Source organism: Aurantiacibacter zhengii, assembly GCF_003584125.1.
Classification (GTDB): domain Bacteria; phylum Pseudomonadota; class Alphaproteobacteria; order Sphingomonadales; family Sphingomonadaceae; genus Alteraurantiacibacter; species Alteraurantiacibacter zhengii.
This window is the reverse complement of the sequence record NZ_QXFL01000003.1, coordinates 1-14,491: the sequence shown is the minus strand read 5'-3', so window position 1 is coordinate 14,491 and position 14,491 is coordinate 1. Positions and strand designations below refer to the sequence as shown.

At 59.4% G+C, this 14,491-nt stretch carries 9 protein-coding genes and 7 pseudogenes; 8 read left to right on the top strand and 8 right to left on the bottom strand.

The window, feature by feature from the left end; translation table 11 throughout:
• Positions 1–11: 11 nt before the first annotated feature.
• From D2V07_RS07090 to D2V07_RS07080, 3 genes are all read right to left on the bottom strand, one after another.
• Positions 12–728: a sterol desaturase family protein gene (locus D2V07_RS07090; protein WP_119586184.1), complete on the bottom strand. Its 717-nt coding sequence runs from the start codon at positions 726–728 to the stop codon at positions 12–14.
• Positions 729–798: 70 nt separating this feature from the next.
• Positions 799–1,329, bottom strand: coding sequence for an MmcB family DNA repair protein (locus D2V07_RS07085; protein ID WP_119586182.1), 531 nt, complete (start codon positions 1,327–1,329; stop codon positions 799–801).
• A gap of 78 nt (positions 1,330–1,407) precedes the next feature.
• Complete coding sequence (locus D2V07_RS07080; protein ID WP_233548282.1) at positions 1,408–1,821, bottom strand: hypothetical protein; 414 nt, start codon at positions 1,819–1,821, stop codon at positions 1,408–1,410.
• Positions 1,822–2,055: 234 nt separating this feature from the next.
• Between D2V07_RS07080 and D2V07_RS07075 the strand changes: the two genes are divergently transcribed.
• Positions 2,056–3,198 carry a tyrosine-type recombinase/integrase gene (locus D2V07_RS07075; protein WP_119586180.1) on the top strand — a complete coding sequence of 381 codons (1,143 nt, stop codon included), beginning with the start codon at positions 2,056–2,058 and terminating at the stop codon, positions 3,196–3,198.
• Between the two features lie 7 nt (positions 3,199–3,205).
• Here D2V07_RS07075 and D2V07_RS07070 read toward each other — a convergent pair.
• From D2V07_RS07070 to D2V07_RS07055, 4 genes and pseudogenes are all read right to left on the bottom strand, one after another.
• Positions 3,206–3,334: pseudogene (locus tag D2V07_RS07070) on the bottom strand (transposase); the annotation flags it as partial.
• Between the two features lie 247 nt (positions 3,335–3,581).
• A complete protein-coding gene (locus D2V07_RS07065; RefSeq protein ID WP_098106029.1) occupies positions 3,582–3,923 on the bottom strand; it encodes a non-heme iron oxygenase ferredoxin subunit in 342 nt (113 codons plus the stop codon).
• 176 nt (positions 3,924–4,099) lie between these two features.
• Positions 4,100–6,481, bottom strand: coding sequence for a TonB-dependent receptor (locus D2V07_RS07060; RefSeq protein WP_119586178.1), 2,382 nt, complete (start codon positions 6,479–6,481; stop codon positions 4,100–4,102).
• Between the two features lie 508 nt (positions 6,482–6,989).
• Positions 6,990–8,343: pseudogene (locus D2V07_RS07055) on the bottom strand (IS3 family transposase); the annotation flags it as partial.
• A 72-nt stretch (positions 8,344–8,415) separates the two neighbouring features.
• Between D2V07_RS07055 and D2V07_RS07050 the strand changes: the two are divergent.
• The 7 genes and pseudogenes from D2V07_RS07050 to D2V07_RS07020 form a co-directional block, all read left to right on the top strand.
• Positions 8,416–9,126, top strand: a pseudogene (locus D2V07_RS07050) (IS110 family RNA-guided transposase); the annotation flags it as partial.
• A gap of 112 nt (positions 9,127–9,238) precedes the next feature.
• On the top strand, positions 9,239–9,598 hold the full coding sequence (gene tnpA, locus D2V07_RS07045; RefSeq protein ID WP_119586176.1) for an IS66-like element accessory protein TnpA: 360 nt from the start codon (positions 9,239–9,241) through the stop codon (positions 9,596–9,598).
• Complete coding sequence (gene tnpB / locus D2V07_RS07040) at positions 9,595–9,942, top strand: IS66 family insertion sequence element accessory protein TnpB (RefSeq protein ID WP_119586174.1); 348 nt, start codon at positions 9,595–9,597, stop codon at positions 9,940–9,942. The genes tnpA and tnpB overlap by 4 nt, the downstream gene beginning before the upstream one ends.
• A 75-nt stretch (positions 9,943–10,017) precedes the next feature.
• Positions 10,018–10,665 (top strand): annotated as a pseudogene (locus tag D2V07_RS07035) (IS66 family transposase zinc-finger binding domain-containing protein); the annotation flags it as partial.
• 64 nt (positions 10,666–10,729) lie between these two features.
• Positions 10,730–10,885, top strand: a pseudogene (locus D2V07_RS07030) (transposase); the annotation flags it as partial.
• 59 nt (positions 10,886–10,944) lie between these two features.
• Positions 10,945–12,116 (top strand): IS3 family transposase gene (locus D2V07_RS07025; protein WP_119586170.1). Its coding sequence is split into 2 segments (ribosomal slippage): positions 10,945–11,209 and positions 11,209–12,116, totalling 1,173 coding nucleotides; the frame shifts between segments, so codons are not numbered across the junction.
• A gap of 46 nt (positions 12,117–12,162) precedes the next feature.
• A pseudogene (locus tag D2V07_RS07020) lies at positions 12,163–12,833 on the top strand (DDE-type integrase/transposase/recombinase); the annotation flags it as partial.
• A 209-nt stretch (positions 12,834–13,042) separates the two neighbouring features.
• On the opposite strand, the pseudogene D2V07_RS07015 reads toward D2V07_RS07020, so the two are convergent.
• Positions 13,043–14,339 (bottom strand): annotated as a pseudogene (locus tag D2V07_RS07015) (IS110 family RNA-guided transposase).
• Between the last annotated feature and the right edge of the window lie 152 nt (positions 14,340–14,491).

Sequence of the window (14,491 nt, the reverse complement as noted above, 5' to 3'; positions counted from 1 at the left end):
GGTAACCAGGGTTAGGAAGGCTTTGCCAGCCCGCGATCCGTGTTGCACAAGCGATCCCAAAATCTGAAATAGAGGCCGTAGTTGCAGCGATACTCGTCATGGTGCCGCTGGTGATGGCTGGCTGTTATCAGCCAATTCCCTACGCGCGAATGAACAAGCCAGCGAGGAAACATCTCCCAACCCATGTGATTGGTCACGCCCATCACCGTCATTATCGCAAGGACAAGGCCAAGGATGCCCACGTGGACGGGTATGAAAAACACCAGCACGGGGATCACCACGGCCCCGGTAATCGCCTCGATCGGGTGAAAGCTCATCGCGGCCCACGCGGTGGGCGGGCGACTGGCGTGGTGCACGGCGTGGGCAATGCGGAACCACTTGGGGCGGTGCATCCAGCGGTGGGTCCAGTAGAACCAGGTGTCGTGCGCGAACATGTAGAGGAACAGCGATACGGGCAGGTACCACAGCGGATAGGCCGACACGTCGGTGTAGATGCGCGTCCAGCCCAGTTCCTGCCAGCCCCAGGCGACGACGCCTGCAGGAATGCCGTAGATCGCCGCCGAGGCCATCGACCAGCCGATTTCCTTGCGGATCTGCGGGTTCAGCCCTTCGTAAAGGCCGGGCCGCACCGCCCGCGTCGCCAGGGCAAAGCCGCCGCTGGTCAGCAGGTAGCGCACGGCGACGATGGCCGTCATGGCGAGGGCAGAAAGGGTAATCGCGAGAAGCATCTGGCGCGCTTATGGCGCAAGCGGCGCGATTATTCCATCACCGGATAACGCAGGTAACACGCATGCCCACTCAGCCCGCCAGTTCCGCGCCCCAGGTGTTGCAATGCGGATCCCTTGCCACCTGCAACCGGCGCAACGCGGTGCGCGACAGGCGTTCGACTTCCACCCGGCGACGCGCCGCGGCCAGGGGATGGCTGGGGGCCGGGCGCACGATCTCGGCGTCGTATTCGTCGGCCACGATCACGCCGCAGCATTCCGGCCGGAAATCCGGGCCGTCGAGGCAGGCACGGTCCAGTTCCGGCGGCAGGCCCCAGTAGAACCTGTCACAGAAATCGAGATAGTCTGGCCACTTGCCATCGCCCAGCAGGTCTCCGCGCGCGGTCTTCACTTCCACGATCACGATCTTGCCCTTGGCATCGATGCCCATCAGGTCCGCCCGTCTGCCATTGCGCAGCGGCATTTCGGGCAGCGCCCAGACGTTGTTTCGCGCGAACAACCGACCGATACCGCGGCAAACCGCGCGGGAGCGCAGCACGTCGGGATCGAGCGTGTCTTCGTGTCGGGTGTCGGATGCGAACGGTTGGATCAGCGAATCGGCCATGCCCGGAAAGTGGAACGTAATAAGAACATCGTCAAGCGATGTCGCATTCCCGGCCGGGGACTGGCTCGTCGGAAGGGGTCAGGCGCTGCGGCGCGGCCCCAGCTTGCTGGCGGGCGGTAACAGCGCCAGCATGGCGGCGCGAGCTGCGGCGAATTCGCGCCAAAGGGCGAGGGCTGCGGGCTTGCAGTCCGCCCCGCGCGCATTCACCGCCAGCAGCGCGGCTATGCCGGGTTCCATCACTGCGGCCAGATCCGCGCAACCCTGGTCGGCAAGGTCGCGCCGCCATTTCTCGGCATCGCGGATGAGCGCCGGGAAATTGCGGATTTCCCTGGTGGGATGTTCGGCCTCCAGCCCGGCAAGCATCGCCACCACCTGTCCCGCCTCGCCAAGCGCGGCCCAGCGCATCGACGTGCTGCTGGCGCTGGCCGTCGTGCGGCCAGTCCCGGTCTTGAACCCGGGCGAAAAACGAAAATTGGTCGAAGGCGCATTCATGCAGCGCGCCGTAGATCAACGCTGGTTGCCATTCGGTTAGCGCGAGGCGGAAAAACTGGCGCACCCGACATTGCTAAAACTTCTGTCGCAGACAGTGTCGGGACGTCCATAACTACTCTGTAAAATCAGGGATTTGTCTTCTACCGTGTTCACGGTTGATCGCCCCCGATTGCCTGCATTTCGATCATCATGTGGGGTCGAAAGTTGGAACAATTTTTATGGTGTGTATAACCTATGGCACTGACAGCATTGAAGGTGAAGAACGCCAAGCCCGGTCGCTACGTTGATGGCCGTGGCTTGTGTCTTTTCGTGAAGGAAAGCGGCTCCCGCAGTTGGGTCTTGCGGATGCAGCATAACGGCAGGCGGCGCGATTACGGATTGGGATCGGCGCTCGATGTGACGCTGACCGAGGCGCGGGACGCCGCAGCCGCATTGCGCCGCCAGGTTCGCTCTGGGATCGATCCGGTTGCCGAGCGACGCAAGTCGCGCAAAGTGGTGCCGAGCTTCGAAACCGCAGCGCGCGAATGCTACGAGGCGTTGAAGGACGGCTGGAAGAACCAGAACTACCGCAACTGGATTTCCAGCATGGAAAACCACGTCTTCCCGCTGATCGGCAGGAAGCCCGTCGATCAGGTGGACAGCACCCACGTCGTCGAGGTGCTCACGCCGATCTGGCTCGAAATCCCCGATACTGCTCGCAAGATCTTGCAGCGCATCGGTGCCGTGCTCGACTTCGCGCATATCAAGGGATGGCGTGAAGAAGAGGCTGCGCTGCGCTCAGTCCGCAAAGGATTACCGCGCCAGACCGACAAGGTCGAGCACTTCAAGGCCATGCCCTATGCCGACATTCCAGCGTTCATGAAGGAGTTGGCGGCCGCATCACCCACCACGGGCCGCGATGCCCTGCGTTTCACGATCTACAACGCCGTGCGGTCGAGCGAGACGCGCAAGGCCGTCTGGACCGAGATCGATTTCGACAAGGCAACCTGGACTATCCCCGGCGAGCGCATGAAGGCAAAGGAAACGCATGTCGTGCCGCTCTCTAAGGCAGCGGTTTCGATTCTGCGTCGGCGCTGGAAACTGCGGACGAGCGACGATGGCCTCGTGTTCTCGAATAATGGCGAGAAACCCATCAGCGACATGACAATGACCAAGCTACTGCGCGATGCGGGGATCAAGGGTGCAACCGTCCACGGCTTCCGTTCCGCGTTCACCGATTGGGCAGCAGAGAAGACCGACTTCCCGAAGGAGGTCGCGGACAAGGCACTGGCGCACAAGCTTAGCAACCAGGTTGAAGCCGCCTATCGCCGCACCGACTTCTTCGACAAGCGGCGCGACTTGATGGTTGTGTGGGCAGAGTTCCTAGGTCAAATGTAAGTGGATGAGACTTCCACTTGTAGAACGTGGCCGAACTGATCCCATGGCGGCGGCATACCTCCGCCGTCGGCATCCCCGCCTCCTGCTCCTTCAAAACCGCGATGATCTGCTCTCCGCTAAACCTGCTTCGCTTCATTTGCGTCCGACTCCTTCGCGTCGGACTCTACCAATTTGCGGTCACATTTCAGAGGAGCACGTCACGACTGACATGGCATTGATGAACGAATAGCTTGCGAGGTTCGTTTCGGAATTGACAGAGTAGCGCTGTAAATCTCCACAATGCTGCTGCCGACAGCCGATCATTAAGCATGATCAGATTGAGCACTCAACCAGTGCCCAGCTCGGTATATCTAAATCATGTGACAGCGAGCAAGGAATTTTGCTCAGGAGCCTGGTTTCTCCCGTACCTTGCCCGAGGAAATATCGACCGATACCACGCCGTCTCTGACCCTAGTGTCGAACACTTTCACCGGCTTTGTCGCCGGTAGCTTATCCGGCCAACCAGTTTTGAGATCGAATGCTGAACCATGCAGCACACATTCAATATGACAGTTCTCCAGAAAACCTTCCGACAAACTCCAGTTTCCGTGAGAGCATTTATCTGAAACCGCGAAAAATTCACCATCGGACTTACAGACTGCCAGGGCTTCGTCTAAACCGTCAGGCTCGAAGCGCAGAACCTCGCCATCCGCTAAGTCGTCACTTCTGCATACGTCAACGTACACGTTTTTTTCCTTATCTTAACTCGGTGAGCGCATCGCTAGTGGAAGCCGCATGGTCTCATTTCAGCACGAAGCTGAACAGACTATGGATCCGACCTCGGTCTAAAAGCGGGGGGGGGGCAAGGTGCCCCCTATCGGCAAAACCCTCTTCGAGTCTCCAGTCAATCCTGATTCTCAACTTAGTAGTCGAATTGAACCGTCAAACCATAAGTCCGTGGCGGCGCGAAAGTGCCGAAGGCTATCCGATTACCACGTTGCGTGAAGACATGGGTGCGATAGACCTCGTCCGTGATATTTTTGACCCAAGCCTGGACCATCCACCGGTCATCGTTGGAATGCCAAGCAAGCCAAGCGTCTGCCACGGTGTGCTCGGGGATCACGTCCAGCGGATTATTGTCGACATTCGTATATGAGAGACTCTGGTATCGTGCGTTTGCATTGGCAACCAGATACCCGCGCTCACCACCGAGATCGAATTCATACTGTATGTGCCCGCCTGCGCTATGCTCAGGGGCCTGACGCAGGACGTTGCCAGAAAAATCACCCCCTCCGGAGATATCAGGGGTTCCAAAGAAGTCCTCGAACGTAGCGTCGAGATAAGAATAGAACCCGCCGATCTCCAAGTTATCGGTTAGCAAGGCTGTGAATTCCGCCTCCAGACCAAGGATCTCAGCGTTGGCAGCGTTCTCGGTGATAAATTCGCCCGCACCCGATGTGGGAGGCTGAAAGAAGCGCGTAACCTGAAGGTCCTTGTAATCCACATAGAAGCCAGACAGATTAACACGCAGGTGGCTATCGAAGAAATCACCCTTCAGACCGACCTCGTAATTTGTGGCCTCTTCAGGTTCAAACGGCGTAGTCGCCCCGGCGGCAGTAGTGGCGGAGCCAGTATATCCACCGCTCTTGAAACCGGTCGACACCGTACCATACAGCATCACGTCGTCTGCAATGTCGTAATCGACAGCAAGCTTCCAAGAGAAGTTCTCCCAATTGTCGCTGCCACTCGCCGGATCGAACTGGGAGAGGACAAGTTGTAGTGAGGGGGATCGCGGCATGTCGTTAAACGCTACAATCTCCTTTTCTTCGTAGGAGAACCGCCCCCCGGCCGTTAGAGTTAAACGAGGCGTAATCTCGTAACTACCCTGCGCAAAGCCCGCGACTGCCCAACCATCGAAAAGCATGTTTGCAATTGCATAATTCGGTTCAAGCGATGCATCCGCAAGCGCTGTAAACAGAATTCCTTCTGCACGGTTTATTTCTTCGGACGTAGCAAAGACACCGACTACCCAGTTGAAGGGCCCGTCGTTCGACGCAAGGCGCAGTTCACCGGTAAACTGTTGGGAATCTTCCCAAATGATATCCGTATTGTCGAATGTGAATCCAATCGAAGGATCGCCAAGCAGGAGATCGTTCGGATTTCCATTGGAGCCGGTGAGGTCTACGACCGGAGAAGGAGGCAGACCAGTATCGTCGTGCTCGAAGAAATAATCGGATTCCCGGTAGGCTCCATTGAAGGTCAAGGTGCCGATGGAAAGCTGCTTGTTGACCTCAATCATCGCACCGAAAGCCTCGCGGCTCCCGCCATTGTCATCCTCACCGAGATATGTGCGAACGGAGTCCGCTCCTCCCAGCGCAATATCCACGGCAACAGGATCTGACGCGCACCCACAGTCATGGAGCGGTCCTGCAGAACCGACCGGCTGTCGGTTGATGTTGCCAAGCTCTTCGTCCACGCCGTCCAGCGATAGCAGGACATCCAGTGTATCAGACGACTCCCAGCGGGTCTGCCAGCGCCAAGAAAACTGGTTGTTCCCACCTATTCTCTCAACCGTCCCCGGCACCCTTGACTGCTCCACCACCTGTTCGGGAATGATCCAATCGTCATATCCATCGAACGTTCGGCGACTGAAGGAAAATTTGGTGAATAGATTATCCGCCAGCGGAACATTGATAAGTCCGGCAGTGTCAAACTGGCCGTAATTGCCGATGGTCTGCCGCAGGCGCGCCCGGAAAGTGCTATCAGGCTTGCGCGTGACGTAATTGATAACGCCGCCAATCGAATTCTTGCCGAAGAGAGTACCCTGCGGACCACGTAGAATCTCTACCCGCTCCAGATCGAATATATCGACATTCGATGCGCTACGTGCAGCGAAATAAACACCATCAACCATCACCAAAGTGGAATCCGATGCGCCTGCACCATCTTCCTTCGTTCCGATTCCACGGATTGAAATCTCCGGCTGGCCAGGCTGGAAAGTGTTGAATGCTAGACCGGGTGTTATCTGAGCGAGATCGGTCACGCTGGTAATGCTCCCGGCTTCCAGCGCTTCGCCCGCGACAGCGGATATGGCCACTGGGATGCTCTGGAGCGACTCCTCCCTTTTCTGGGCAGTCACGACGATTACACCGAGACCTGTCGAATCCTCGGCCTCCAGGGCGTCCGTCTCGGTTGTCCCATCATCTTGGGCAAAGACAGTTGCCGGAAACATTGCGAGTGGCGCGCAGGCCGCCAGCAACCAGTAGCGTCCAATTACCTTTCTCGCAGGCTGTTTCTTTATCATATTTTCCCTCCCGGTGCTCCGTGTGACTGACCAAAACAATCAGGCGCATTTCTGCTAAGCAAGCGCTTAATTAGCCGGGCTTCGCGATATGTCAAGATTCCCGTTCGTCGCATACACGCGATGCATCATGAGATGTCGCACCGAGGTCCTAGGGTGGATCGCAGGTGGAGTTTTTTGGCAGCAAGACGTTGGCCATGATGCAATCAGACCGCCTTGAATTCGATCCATATTTCTTTGGGGAGGGGTGTGATTCGATTGCGGACGAGGCCATTCACGATCAAGCAAGACCGTCATTTCGCTCACCTCTTAGCTCGATCGAGCATCTTCATCGGAGCAATGGCCTGTATTGACGGCCTGGATATTGAGTAATCCGTGAGAGCCGAAGGTTCCTACCTTTTAGCTGGTCCGCGCCACCATATCCCGGTCTTGGGTGTCAGTCGTCAGAACATTTGGCACCACTCGCGGCGTAAATTAGCGAAGCGTCGGCCTTGTCTTGGGGTTGATGTTGGGCGGCAAGCTTGCGGTGCTGCAAGCGCCGATGTGCGATGGTGTTGCGTTTGATCCTTTCTCGTTGTTGGATGATGGCTGGAGCTCTGCCGAAGTAGGCGTCTGCGGGCGTCACGTTGCTTAGGCTCTCATGGTAGCGCTGGTGATTGTAATGCTCAACGAAGGCCTCGATCTGCGCCTCCAGATCGCCAGGTAGGAAGTAGTTCTCCAGCAGCACGCGGTTTTTCAGGGTCTGGTGCCAGCGCTCGATCTTGCCCTGAGTCTGGGGATGGAACGGAGCGCCGCGCACGTGGCTCATGGCTTGCGCTTCGATGTATTCTGCCAGTTCGCACGCGATGTAGCTCGGACTATTGTCCGAGAGCAGCCTCGGCCTGTGCTGAACATGCGCGTTATCGCAGCCGAGGCGGCCAGAGCCATATCCAGCGTGTCGGTGACTTCCTCGGCCCGCATCGTGCTGCACAGTCGCCAGGCGATGATGTAGCGCGAGTAATCGTCGAGCACCGTCGACAGATACATCCAGCCCCAGCCGATGATCTTGAAGTAGTCGAAGTCGGTCTGCCACATCTCATTGGGCCGGGTGGTCTGGAAGCGATCGGCCGCCTTGATCACCACATAGGCCGGGCTGGTTATCAGGTCGTGGGCCTTCAATAGCCGGTAAACCGTGGCCTCCGACACGAAGTAGCGCTGCTCGTCGGTGAAGCGCACCGCCAGTTCGCGGGGGCTCAGCTCCGACTGCTCCAGCGTCAGTTCGACGATCTGGCCCTGGATCCCGGACGGGATACGGTTACACACCCGGCTCGGCGCCGATGGCCGATCGGCAAGCCCTTCCGGCCCGCTTGTCCGCTATCGGTCATTCCAGCGGTAGAAGGTCCGCCGCGGGATGCCGAGCTGATCCAGCGTGCGCTTTGCTGGCAGGTGCGATTGCTCGACCAGCTTGGTGATCTCGAGCTTTTCGGTTGCGGGATACCTCATTCTTGGCCTCCCCCATCCGCCAGCATGCTTTTTTTGAGCAGACGGTTCTCGAGCGTCAGGTCGGCGACGCATTCCTTCAGATCGCGGGACTCACGGCGCAAATCCTTCATCTCGTCTGTCGTCGCCGCACGGGAAGTGTCGCCAGCCAGGCGGCGCTTGCCAGCTTCCATGAACTTCTTCGACCAGATGTAATATAGGCTCTCGGCAATGCCTTCCTCGCGGCACAACTCGGCGATGCTGTCTTCACCGCGCAGCCCATCCAGCACGATCCGGATCTTGTCCTCGGCCGAGAAATGGCGCCGAGTGGCACGGCGGATGTCCTTCACCACCGCTTCCGCAGGAGCCTTGGCGCGCGATTTTGTATTGGAGGGTTTGGGTCTCATCTTATGGGATGGACGCCTCCCGCAATCGGGCCAAGAAGATTGCAGCAACAATTGGGCAGAGGAGTTCGTCACATGCACATGCTGGCGATCGATTTGGGCAAGCAGTCCTTCCACATCTATGGGCTAACTGACGATGGCGAAGTGGTTTCGCGCAAGGTTGGACGGGCCAAGCTTGTCGGCGCGGTGACCAGATTACGACCACAATTGGTCGCGATGGAAGCTTGCGCTAGCTCGCACCATTGGGGTCGCACCTTCGAGTCTTTGGGGCACGGTGTGCGTCTCATCCATCCGCGTTTTGCAAAGCCGTTCGTGAAGGGATCGAAGAACGACGCAGTCGATGCCGAAGCCATTTTCGAAGCAGCTGCCAGACCAACCATGCGGTTCGTGCCACTGAAGAGTGTCGAGCAGCAGGATCTTCAGTCACTGCATCGAACGCGCGACAGGCTGGTCGTCCAGCGGACCGCTTTGATCAACCACACGCGTGGGCTTTTGGCTGAGTATGGCATAGTCATGCCCGCTGGTGCGTCCCGGTTCCGCTTGCAGATCGAGAGAATCATTGAGACCGCCGAACTCTCGGACTTGGCCGAGCCCCTGTTTCGACAACTCGTTGAGGAGTATCGCGACCTTGATGCCAGAGTGTCGGCTCTGGATGACATGCTGGTCAAGATCTGCCGCACCGACGAACGTTGCAAACGTCTGACCACGCTACCTGGCGTAGGACCGATCGTCGCGACCTCCTTGGTGGCCGCGATTGACGATGGCCGACACTTCAAATCAATCCGGAGCCCTCTCTGCGTAACCCTCCGAAGAGAGCCACCTTGCGCTGATCGGTAGGACGATTGAGATATCTGCCTGGTATTAGTAACGTTATTTGTACCGGGGTCAGTAAGGCGCGATGAACGAAGTGACAGTACTTACGGGTGTCGAACGTCGTCGACGCTGGAGCGACGATGAGAAGCTGGATCTGATCGAAGCGACGATGGAGCCCGGTGCCAATGTCTCGGAGATCGCGCGGGAGGCGGACATTGCGCCGGCGCAGCTCTACCGGTGGCGCAAGGAACTGCTCGATCCCGCTCCAGCGCTCGAGCCCGAAGAGGGTTTCGCTTCGGTGGTCATCGACGACACGCCGGCACGGCCGTATTCGGACGCGCTCGCCGCGGTGATCGAGATCGATATTGGCGGTAGTCACTTGCGTATCACAGCCGATGCACCGCCTTCGCTCGTCTCGGTGACGCTGGAGGGATTGCGCGGATGATCCCGGTACCGGGCCATGCGCGGATCTGGATCGCGATGGACCATACGGATATGAGGAAGGGGATGCCGGGCCTTGCCCGGCAGGTCCAGCATGGTCTGCATAGGGACGTAGTCGCCGGCGATCTATTCCTGTTTCGGGGACGGACCGGATCGCTGTGCAAGATCCTGTGGCACGACGGGATCGGCATGTCGCTTTACGCCAAACGGCTCGAGCGTGGCCGCTTCATCTGGCCCTCGGCAAAGGACGGTGTTGTGTCGATTTCGGCATCGGCCCTGTCGTGTTTGTTAGAGGGCATCGACTGGCGTAATCCGCAGGCCACCTGGCGTCCGCGGATGGCCGGATAAGGGGTACAAAATTCTCTCAAAGCGGGGTAATATTGCTTCGCGATTCCAGCCATTTGTGCTAGTCATTTCAGCACGATGGAGACGCCCGAACAGCCTCGGATTTCCAGTCTTGAAGAAGCGCTTTTGCGTCTCGCTCAAGCTGAGGCGGAAGCGGCCCGGGTGAATGCGATCAACTCCGATCTCGAAGCACGCAATGCGTTCCTCGAACTGCAGAACGCCAAGATGCGGCGTGAGCTGTTCGGCCAGCGCTCCGAGCGCAGTATCCGGCTCGCTGGCCAACTCGAGATGGGCTTCGAGGAAGCCGAGATGAGCGCCAGCGAAGACGAAGCACTGGCTGAGCTTGCCGCGCGTTCAACTACAGTCCGCGCCTTCACCCGCAAGCGCCCGGCGCAGCGTCGCCTCCCTGAGCACCTGCCGCGCGAGCGTGTCGTCATTCCCTCTCCTGTAAGCTGCCCGTGTTGCGGCTCGGATCATTTGGCGAAGCTCGGCGAAGACATCACCGAGACGCTCGAAGTTATCCCGCGTCAGTGGAAGGTGATCCAGACGGTTCGCGAGAAGTTCGCCTGCCGTGCCTGCGAGAAGATCTCCCAGCCTCCAGCACCATTCCATGTCACGCCGCGCGGTATGTTCGGGCCGGGCTTTCTTGCCATGCTCCTGTTCGAGAAGTTCGGCTCGCATAAGCCATTGAACCGGCAGCGCGATCGCTACGCGCTCGAAGGCGTTTGACGTGCTCCCCTGAAATGTGACCGGTTTTTGGTAGAGTCCGACGCGAAGGAGTCGGACGAGAATGAAGCGAAGCAGGTTCAGCGAAGAGCAGATCATCGCGGTTTTGAAGGAGCAGGAGGCTGGCATGCCGACGGCGGAGGTGTGTCGCCGTCACGGGATCAGCTCAGCCACGTTCTACAAGTGGAAGTCGAAGTTTGGCGGGTTGGAGGTGTCTGAGGTGGTGCCGGAAATCTGGACAGGGTGCTAAGCTCATCGCGACGTGAGGAACGGACGGGAATGAAGAAGACGAGAAAGCGCTACAGCGCGGAGTTCAAGGCGAAGGTAGCGATGGAGGCGATCCGTGGCGAATTGACGCTGGCGGAACTGGCCGCCAAGCACGGGGTCCACCATACGATGATCGGGGCGTGGAAGCGCCAGGCGATGGAGGGAATGGCCGGCCTGTTCGACGGTGGGGAGCAAGCGTCGAAGGCGGAGGCCGAAGCGGAAATCGAGAAGTTGCACGCCAAGATCGGGCAGTTGCTGGTGGAACGCGATTTTTTAGCGAAAGCCTCCGGTCGATGAGCGCGGGCCAGAGGCGATCAATGATCGAGCCTGCTCACCCACGCCTGTCGATCACGAGGCAATGCCGCCTGCTGTCGATCAGCCGGTCGTCGTATTACTACACCCCTGTGCCCCAGAGCGAGGAGATGCTGGCGCTGATGCGGGTGATCGACGCGGTGTTCATGGACTGCCCGTGGTACGGCAGCCGGCAGATGGCGCGGCACCTGCAACGGCTCGGGCACGCGGTGGGACGCCGCCGGGTGCGGCGGTTGATGGCGAAGATGGGGCTGGTGGCGATCTACCAGCGCCCGCGCACCAGCGATCCGCACCCGGAGCATCGGATTTATCCCTATCTACTGCGCGATCTAGAGATCACGCGGCCGAACCAGGCGTGGTGCGCGGATGTGACGTACCTGCCGATGCGTCGGGGCTTCCTCTACCTGGTCGCGATCATGGATTGGGCGACCCGCAAGGTGCTCGCCTGGCGATTGTCCAACACCATGGATGCTGCCTTTTGCGTCGAAGCGCTGGAAGAGGCTATGGTCCGATACGGTAAGCCGGACATCTTCAACACTGATCAGGGCAGCCAGTTCACCAGCCAGGCCTTCACTGGCATGCTGCGGGCGGCCGAAGTGAAAATCAGCATGGATGGCAAGGGGCGCTGGATGGACAACATCTTCATCGAACGCCTGTGGCGATCCGTGAAGTACGAGTGCGTCTACCTGCACGCTTTCGAGACGGGTTCCGAACTGCGCGCCGGTCTGGGCCGGTGGTTTGCCTATTACAACCATCATCGGCCTCATTCACGCCTTGCGGGCAAAACCCCGGCCGAGGCATATGGGCAAATCGACGCTTCAGATCATGGGGGGCATGCCCCCCATGATCTGATCACCACAATGGCGGCATGACAACACGGATGAGCTTATCTTAGCCGCAAACCTGTCCAAATAGGCGGGACCACCTCAGTCCGATGCCCGGCGGCTGCGGACGCTCGAGCAGGAGAACAGTCGGCTGAAGAAACTGCTGGCCGAGGCGATGCTCGATAACGTGGTGCTGAAGGATCTGGCATCAAAAAAATGGTAACGCCCGGCGCCAAGCGGGAAGCCGTCGCCCACGCCCGTGAGCAGCACGGGCTGAGCGAGCGTCGGGCGTGCAGTCTGGTCGGTGTGAGCCGCAGGGTGATCCGTTACGAGCCGACGAGGCCGGATGACGGGGCGCTGCGGCAACGGTTGCGCGAGCTGGCGGCGGAACGTCGCCGGTTCGGTTATCGCCGCCTGGGCTACCTGTTGGCGAGGGAAGGCATGCGGCCCAACCACAAGAAGCTGCTGCGCATCTATCGCGAGGAAGGGCTCCGGGTGCGCCGGCGTGGCGGTCGCAAACGGGCACTGGGCACGCGCAGGCCAATGGTGCTGCCAGATGGTCCGAACCAGCGGTGGAGCCTCGACTTCGTATCCGACAGCCTGATCTGTGGTCGGCGCTTCCGCATCCTGTGCGTGGTCGATGACTACACGCGGGAGTGCCTGGCGCTGGTGGCCGATACGTCGCTCTCCGGTGCGCGGGTCGCCCGCGAGCTGAGCAGCCTGATCGGGCTGCGCGGCAAGCCGTACACAGTGGTCAGCGACAACGTCCTAGGTCGGGAAGCAGCTGTGGGACAAGGCCAGCAGGTCTCGTTGCGCCGATCATGACCGGCGCAAATGTCTTTTTGATCCAGATGGCTTCCATCGTCAAGGAATGCGCTCTCGGCCATAGCAAACACAGGATCCAGCGGCCGCATCGGTCGTGGTCCTAACCGTCCTTAAAATGAGATGCGGATGCCAGATGGAAGGCCCGAACATTATCTACAGGGTCGCAGTTGCGCCCTCACGGCACAGCAGAGAGGGGTCCTTCCATCTGGTGTCCGCCCGTTCGAGGAACGGGCGGTACTCGGTTCCCGTCTTGATGACGGCGTGCGCGACGCGCGCCATCTTGGCGGTGAGTGCAGTCATTGCCTTGCGGCGGCGATCAGGGTCGCTGGCGTGTCCTTCCATGTATCGACCCAGCTTATCGCGAAAGCTGTTGTCGCGTTGGCGAGCGGCGACTTGTGCGGCCATCCAGAAAGTGCGGCGCAACCGAGCATTACCATATTTGGAAAGCTTGGTCCGACCGCGGAATGTGCCGGACTGGCAGGTGGCCAGATCGAGTCCGCAGAACTTGAGGAACTGGCGATGGTGGGCAAACCGTCGAAGGTCCCCGGCCTCGGCAAGGATGGTCAGCGCGTTGATCGGGCCGATGCCAGGGATCATACGAAGCAGCTGGTAGTCACGGTTCTCGCTGAGCATGGCATGGGCGGTTCGCTCGATCTCGTCGCGTTGGCGGATCAGACTGCGCGCTTGCGCGATGACCATGCGAAACATGGCAATCGCCACAGAATCCTCATCGACCGGCAGTGCGACGGATGCGCAGGCGGTCTCGTAAATATCGTTGATTAATCGAGCCTTGGAGACCTTGCGACCGACCAGTGACCACGCCTCGCGCGTGAATGCTTCCTGGCCAAGCGCTGTCATGCTCCCGGGCGTCGGAAACCGCTCGAGCAAGGCAAGAAACCAATCAGACCTGCTGTTGCCGGCGAAGCGCTCGATCTCTGGGAAGTAGAGGGGCAGGTAATGGGTCAGGATCCGGTGCCAGGTCTGGGTCTTGGCTTTGGAGATGGCCTCGTGTGTCTTCGACATCTCCTGCAGATCGTTAATCCCGGCGGCAAGCGGATCGACGTAGCGCTGGGTGGCGCCAATCCGCAGCATATGCAAGATCACCTGCGCGTCCTTGGAGTCGTTCTTGTCCCAGCCATTATGTAGAGCCTCTCGGGTCCGGGCCAGGGCTACGGACGAGATCAGGCGCAGTTCGAAACCTGCTGTGAGCATGCGGTGCGCCAAGGTGCGGTGATAGTTACCGGTCGCCTCGAAGCCGACCACAATCGGTCTGCCAATATCAGCCAGATCGGACGCAAGGCGATCGTAATCGGTCTTCGTCGCCATCACTGTCATACGCCGTCGCCGCCCGCCCTCCGGGCGTTCGATGAGGACCTCCTGGCGGTGCTTGGACATATCGATGGCTACCAGCACGGCATCGGCGGGTGTAGAACTGAGCTTGGTCATGGTCGGTCTGTCTCCAAAGTGTTGAGTCGACAACTTCACTTTAGAGACCTGATGACCGGTCATGACCGCCTTGATGAAGCCTGCGGGCGCTACGCGCCCTTGTCTCCATCAAGGCGAGCGCTGCCTTCGAGAGGCAGCTTCCCAATGTGCTA